Genomic DNA, 5,197 nt, shown 5'->3' with positions numbered 1-5,197 from the left:
GAGCTGGAAAAGCAGAAACAGGAGGAAGAAAACAGCCAGATCGTGCAGGCGGTGCGCTCCCTCAAATTGACGCCCGCCCAGCTTATGGCTTTTCTGAATGACCCCCAAAACAGCCTTACCGCTTCGGGCCATACTGACCCGAAGCCGGAGGCACCCGAAAAGGAGGACACAGCCCATGAAGAAAATTAAATACCGCAGGCTGGCGGCGATGGCTGCCAGCCTTTTGTGTTGCCTGATCTTTACAGTCCCGGCTTATGCACAGAGCAGCGAGCCGCAGCCGGAGACAGCTCCCTCCCCGGCAGAAACCGAAGCAGAGCCGGAAACCCAGAACCCCTTTACCCCGGACGGGACGGGAACCGTGGTGGACAACGCCACCGACGAGGATGGAAAGGAGTTCTACACCATCACCACCGCAGACGAGAGCGTGTTTTATCTGGTGATCGACAAACAGAAAACCAGCGAGAACGTCTATTTCCTCAATACCGTTACCACAGACGACCTTCTGCCTCTTGCCGAACAGGGTAAGGAACCGCCCAAAGAAGTGACCCCGGAGCCAGAGCCAAAGCCCACTGAACCGGTGGAGGAAGTACCGGAACCCGAGCCGGAGAAAAAGGACAGCCCCCTTCTCTCTCTGCTCCTGATTGGTGCGGTGGTGTTGGCCGGCGGTGGAATTGGTTACTATTTCAAGATTTACAAGCCGCAGCATGAGTACCCGGATTTGGAAGATGATTACTGCGAATATGAGGACGGGGAGCTGGAGGAGATCGCAGAGGAACCCGAGGACGAAGATACCCCGCCGTGGGAGGAAGATACGGAGGAATGAGAATGAATTTTACAAGCAGCCCTTTTGAACGAATGATGAAGGAAGTACCGCACCCCGGCTGGGACAATGACAACCCTTGTATGGGATGCCGTTACTACAAGGAGTGCAAAGGAAAGAAAAAACAGTGCCGGAAGAAGTTCCGGGCGCTGATCGTGGAGCCCCGCCCTTCGGGCCATCGTGGCCCGAAGTCTTAAATGGACGCCCGGGAGCTGACCCGTGACGAGAAGAAGAAAATCCGTTCTCTGGTCACGGGGATGTGTGCCAACTATGACAGGGAAAGCGGCCTGTGCCTTCCTCTGGACTGTGCCTGTTATATGCTGCACAAGTGCTGGACAGGGGCGTACTGCCGTTACTTCCGTGAGGCTGTCCTGCCCCTTGACCCGGAGCTTCAAGCGGCGCTGACAACGGAAGGAATCTCCCCGGAACTGCGGGCCTGTGCGGTCTGCGGAAAGGCATTTTGGCCCGAGGGGCGTCAAGCCTACTGCTCCGACGTCTGCAAGGCCGAAGGAAACCGTCGGAAAAGCCGGGAACGCATGAGGAAAATGCGGGAGAAAAGGCCGGGCGGCTGTTACGATTTGCCGCCTCCAAAGGCTTGACATTCCGGGCTTTTTTGAGGGTGTTTCTGGGGTGGGAATATCTTATTACATTCCTCCCCGGTCTGCCCTCTTATTTCGTAACATCCAGCACTTCGGGTCATGTTGACCCGAGGCACAGAAAGGAGGAATCTCTTGGAGACAGTACAAGGATATGTGATTTTGAAAGCTGCCACCTTTGAAACCGGACACGGCTTTGCGCTGGGGCATAATCCGGGAGCGCCGAGCCCCTTTGTGACCTGGCAGTTTACCGAGGAGGAAAACGGCCATCGGGATTACTACTGGGGCCGCTATGGAACCAGTCAGGCGTGGGCGCAGCGGGACTTTGACCGCCGGGTGGACGACTATCAGCAGTTTTACCATGCGGCGGTCAAGCATACCGAGCTGGGACCGGAGGGCGTTTACCGCTATTATTCCACCCAGCGGCCCGTGGACATAGGAACTTACCCGAAGCCGCCGGATAACCAGCCTCTTTCCATCGTCAACTACGATGACGACAGGCGGCGTCCTGTGGCAGACGGCAGGCTGATGGCATGGGGCGAACTGACCTACGCAAAGCCGCTGACCGAAAAGCAGATGGAGGATTATGAACTGAAACCAGCACCGGGCAATCCTGACCGGGTGCGCCCATCCATTACCGCCCGGCTCAAAGAAGGAACCAGAGGGCAGGAACCCCCGAAGGAGCCCGGCCAGAAGCGGAGCCATAAAAACCATGAGGAACGATAAAGGAGGATCGCCATGCACGAAAAAGACAACTATCTGAAAACCGCCGAGCTCTCCACGGAGCAGAACTGCAACATGATCGACGGCGTACCCAACAACACGCCTATCCCACCCACGCCCCCGGAGTTGGACGCAAAACCGCTTGATAAGGTAAAGGAGCCCAAAGAGCGCCGGAAAGGCCGGGAGTTGGAACGCTGATGGAGAACCGCAAGCGGAATGTCCATCTGCACGTTATGGTAACGCCGGACGAGCTGGCAGCCATCCATGAACGGATGGCTGAGGCGGGCATTTCCAACGCCGGGGCTTATGTGCGGAAAATGGCTCTGAATGGATATATCCTGCACATCGACCTTGCACCTGTAAAAGAGTTGATCTCTCTGCAACGGCGCTGTTCTAACAATCTCAATCAGGTTGCCATACACGCACATACCTATGGCGTGTACCCGGAGGAAATCGACGGATTGAAGCGGGACTATGAAAAACTGTGGGGCGAGGTGTCAAAGGTGCTGCGGGAGCTTTCCGAGCTGGTGGCAAAGTAAGACGAGGGCGGCAGGTTCCGATGTTGGGACCTGCCGCCTTGTTCTTTTTACCATCTATATCTATGTTTCCGAAAATGTAATTCCCGAAGTCCAGCCTCTTTACAAATAGACGATAGAATTTTTAGTATTTCTTCTCGTGTAGAATTAAGCCATTCAGCAAGCTCACGATCATAGAAACAATAAGCGACATCTTCGCCTGTGCCATATGTCGAATAGGCTTTTTCCTTTTTGGCTATTTTCAATCGTCTGCGAATTGCTGTTAGCATATCAGTGATAGTATAGAGTTTTTCTCTCCATAAAGAGTTTTGGACAGAAGATTTTCCATCAGCCTGTTTTAATATGGAGCCATCACGAGTTCTTAGTACCCCTGTATTCAAGGCAATTAGCGTATCTTCAATCGCTTTATCAAAATCCTCCATTCGACCTTCTTGATAAATGTCATCTTGAAAGGCTGGACGATCAAAGCACTCCAAATAAAATTGGACAAGCTCTTTATCTTTTTCAAAGGCAGGTGTGGAAGAAGTAGTTTCGACTTCCAAAATTGCTGTCTGTTCTGCAAGCTGCTTCCAACTTTGTAGCAGTTCTTTAGGATAACGAGTAATATCCGTATCAATCAATTTAGAACAAGACTGGCATAACCAAATTCCATTTTCAAACGACTTTCTTTCTTCGGGTGTCATAGAAGCGTCATAGCGTGGACCGCCTTGAGCCGCTGCACAGATATGAGCTGCTACCCCTATATTTGTAATTTTTTCAGGATTGGTATTTGCCCCACAAGTCAACTTTCGGCAAGCAGGATTACTACATCTTCTACCAACCCGATTTGCCAGTAATTCCTTTGTTGCTGAAGTAAAGTCGTCTCTGCTGTTCCCCATGTTCATCACCTCGTCTAACCAAAATATTGATTTCATTATATCATAACTTTTTAGATAAAACCATCAAGCTTCGGGCCAGCATGACCCGAAGTTTTAGGACAGGATTTACTAATCTTTCGCAACATTTATGTCCCCGGGCAGGCATGATAAAATAGAGGTAGGAAGGATAGATAAAGGAGGTTTTGAAGATGAAGATACTGCTGAAAATATTGGTTGCTCCCTTTGCTTTAGCGTTGTCCCTTCTGGCGGCTCTGCTGGTGTTCCTATTTGATATTTGTGCCGTCCTGCTGACGATTGCCTCTGTGATCCTGACGGTGCTGGGTGTCGCTCTCTTTTTCACGCCGACGCCCATAGGCGGGATTGTATTTCTGTTTCTTGCCTTCCTTCTTTCGCCGTATGGACTGCAAGCGGCGGCGGGCTCCCTTCTTTGGGCGCTGGACGGAGGCAAATCCGCTCTGTACCGGTTTCTGGCAAGTTAAGCAGCCTCGGGCCATACTGGCCCGAAGTCGGGGCGGTCTGAATGGGCCGCCCCTTTCTCATGGAAAGGAGGAATGATTTTTGGCTACCACAACTTTGTTACAGCGCCATGCGGGCGAAGGCGAAACGATTGCTGAGGCTATCCGGGATTGTCTGGACTATGGCAAGGACCCGGAGAAAACAGAAAGCGGAAAGTATATCTCCGCTTATGAATGTGATCCGGCCACCGTGGCGGACGAGTTCCTTTTGGCAAAGGCCAGCTATGCCGCTATGACGGGCCGGGAACAGAAGAAAGAAAATAATGTGCTGTGCTATCAGATACGACAATCCTTCTATCCGGGCGAGATCACCCCGAAGGAGGCGAACCGTATCGGCTATGAGCTGGCTATGCGCTGGACAAAGGGGCGGCACGCTTTTATCGTTACCACGCACACCGATAAGCAGCACATCCATTGTCACATTTATTACAACTCCACCACCCTTGACTGCACCCGGAAATTCCGAAATTTTTGGGGCTCCAGCTTCGCCCTTCGGCGGCTCTCTGACAGGCTGTGCCTTGAAAACGGGCTATCCATCGTGGAGAACCCGAAGCCCCGGAGCAAGGGCAAGTATCGGAACTATGGAGAGTGGCAGAAAGACCGGAAAGGGCCGCTTTCCTATCAGGACAGGCTGCGCCTTGCCATTGATACTGCGTTGGCGGAACGCCCCGCTGATTTGGACGAATTTCTCAATTTGATGAAGCGGGCCGGCTATGAGGTCAAGACGGTTCGGGGCGGCGGTATCAGCTTCCGGCTGACCGGGCAGGGACAGGAACGCTTCACCCGTCTGCGTGCCTCCACGCTGGGGGACGGCTACGACTTGCAAGATGTTCTGTCCGCCATTGAGGGCAAAGAAAAACGCCCCGGGCGCTCGGAGCGGAAAATCAGTCTGGCGGTGGATATTCAAGCAAAGCTGGCTGCCGGTAAGGGGCCGGGATATGAACGCTGGGCGAAGGTATTTAACATTAAGCAGATGGCCGCCGCTCTTGCCTATATACAGGACAATAACCTGACCGATTATGAGCAGTTGGCGAAGAAAGCCACCGAGGCGGCAGACCGTTTCCATGTTATTTCCGAACAGGTCAAGCAGACGGAGCAGGCCATGAAAACCAATGCCGGGCTAAAGGCC

At 52.9% G+C, this 5,197-nt stretch carries 10 protein-coding genes; 9 read left to right on the top strand and 1 reads right to left on the bottom strand.

Annotated features, from left to right (window positions below; all coding sequences use genetic code 11):
* The 7 genes from DWY89_RS04200 to mobC form a co-directional block, all read left to right on the top strand.
* Positions 1–189: DUF4315 family protein (locus tag DWY89_RS04200; protein ID WP_118524400.1), on the top strand; the 189-nt coding region annotated here is incomplete at its 5' end.
* The gene (locus DWY89_RS04195; RefSeq protein WP_118524399.1) at positions 176–823 is read left to right on the top strand and encodes a DUF4366 domain-containing protein; all 648 of its coding nucleotides are present in this window, start codon (positions 176–178) and stop codon (positions 821–823) included. The genes DWY89_RS04200 and DWY89_RS04195, both read left to right, overlap by 14 nt.
* Positions 820–1,017, top strand: coding sequence for a hypothetical protein (locus DWY89_RS04190; RefSeq protein ID WP_118524398.1), 198 nt, complete (start codon positions 820–822; stop codon positions 1,015–1,017). Before DWY89_RS04195 ends, DWY89_RS04190 begins: the two co-directional genes overlap by 4 nt.
* On the top strand, positions 1,018–1,419 hold the full coding sequence (locus DWY89_RS04185; RefSeq protein WP_064786966.1) for a cysteine-rich VLP domain-containing protein: 402 nt from the start codon (positions 1,018–1,020) through the stop codon (positions 1,417–1,419).
* A 132-nt stretch (positions 1,420–1,551) separates the two neighbouring features.
* Positions 1,552–2,142 carry a hypothetical protein gene (locus DWY89_RS04180; protein ID WP_243022696.1) on the top strand — a complete coding sequence of 197 codons (591 nt, stop codon included), beginning with the start codon at positions 1,552–1,554 and terminating at the stop codon, positions 2,140–2,142.
* 12 nt (positions 2,143–2,154) lie between these two features.
* Entirely contained in the window at positions 2,155–2,337 is a 183-nt protein-coding gene (locus tag DWY89_RS04175; RefSeq protein ID WP_003500078.1) for a DUF4316 domain-containing protein, read from the top strand.
* Positions 2,337–2,678, top strand: coding sequence for a plasmid mobilization relaxosome protein MobC (gene mobC / locus DWY89_RS04170; RefSeq protein ID WP_012741672.1), 342 nt, complete (start codon positions 2,337–2,339; stop codon positions 2,676–2,678). Before DWY89_RS04175 ends, mobC begins: the two co-directional genes overlap by 1 nt.
* 47 nt (positions 2,679–2,725) lie before the next feature.
* On the opposite strand, the gene DWY89_RS04165 is transcribed toward mobC, so the two are convergent.
* Entirely contained in the window at positions 2,726–3,553 is an 828-nt protein-coding gene (locus tag DWY89_RS04165) for a hypothetical protein (protein WP_015553877.1), read from the bottom strand.
* 188 nt (positions 3,554–3,741) lie between these two features.
* On the opposite strand from DWY89_RS04165, the gene DWY89_RS04160 reads away from it, so the two are divergent.
* Together DWY89_RS04160 and DWY89_RS04155 are read left to right on the top strand one after the other, a co-directional pair.
* A complete protein-coding gene (locus DWY89_RS04160) occupies positions 3,742–4,032 on the top strand; it encodes a CD1845 family protein (RefSeq protein ID WP_005927606.1) in 291 nt (96 codons plus the stop codon).
* Between the two features lie 79 nt (positions 4,033–4,111).
* A partial coding sequence (locus DWY89_RS04155) for a relaxase/mobilization nuclease domain-containing protein (RefSeq protein WP_118524407.1) occupies positions 4,112–5,197 on the top strand: 1,086 nt, incomplete at its 3' end.

Source organism: Clostridium sp. AF27-5AA (genome assembly GCF_003478415.1).
In the GTDB taxonomy this organism is placed as follows: domain Bacteria; phylum Bacillota; class Clostridia; order Lachnospirales; family Lachnospiraceae; genus Otoolea; species Otoolea fessa.
The sequence above is the reverse complement of the archived record's forward strand: the minus strand, read 5'-3'. Positions and strand labels throughout refer to the sequence as shown.

What these genes read in the sequence shown, in the direction of transcription:
- DWY89_RS04195 (WP_118524399.1), top strand. Translation starts at nt 176, where the DNA reads ATGAAGAAAATTAAATACCGCAGGCTGGCGGCGATGGCTGCCAGCCTT.
- DWY89_RS04175 (WP_003500078.1), top strand. Translation starts at nt 2,155, where the DNA reads ATGCACGAAAAAGACAACTATCTGAAAACCGCCGAGCTCTCCACGGAG.
- DWY89_RS04160 (WP_005927606.1), top strand. Translation starts at nt 3,742, where the DNA reads ATGAAGATACTGCTGAAAATATTGGTTGCTCCCTTTGCTTTAGCGTTG.
- mobC (WP_012741672.1), top strand. Translation starts at nt 2,337, where the DNA reads ATGGAGAACCGCAAGCGGAATGTCCATCTGCACGTTATGGTAACGCCG.
- DWY89_RS04165 (WP_015553877.1), bottom strand. Translation starts at nt 3,553, where the DNA reads ATGGGGAACAGCAGAGACGACTTTACTTCAGCAACAAAGGAATTACTG.
- DWY89_RS04185 (WP_064786966.1), top strand. Translation starts at nt 1,018, where the DNA reads ATGGACGCCCGGGAGCTGACCCGTGACGAGAAGAAGAAAATCCGTTCT.
- DWY89_RS04190 (WP_118524398.1), top strand. Translation starts at nt 820, where the DNA reads ATGAGAATGAATTTTACAAGCAGCCCTTTTGAACGAATGATGAAGGAA.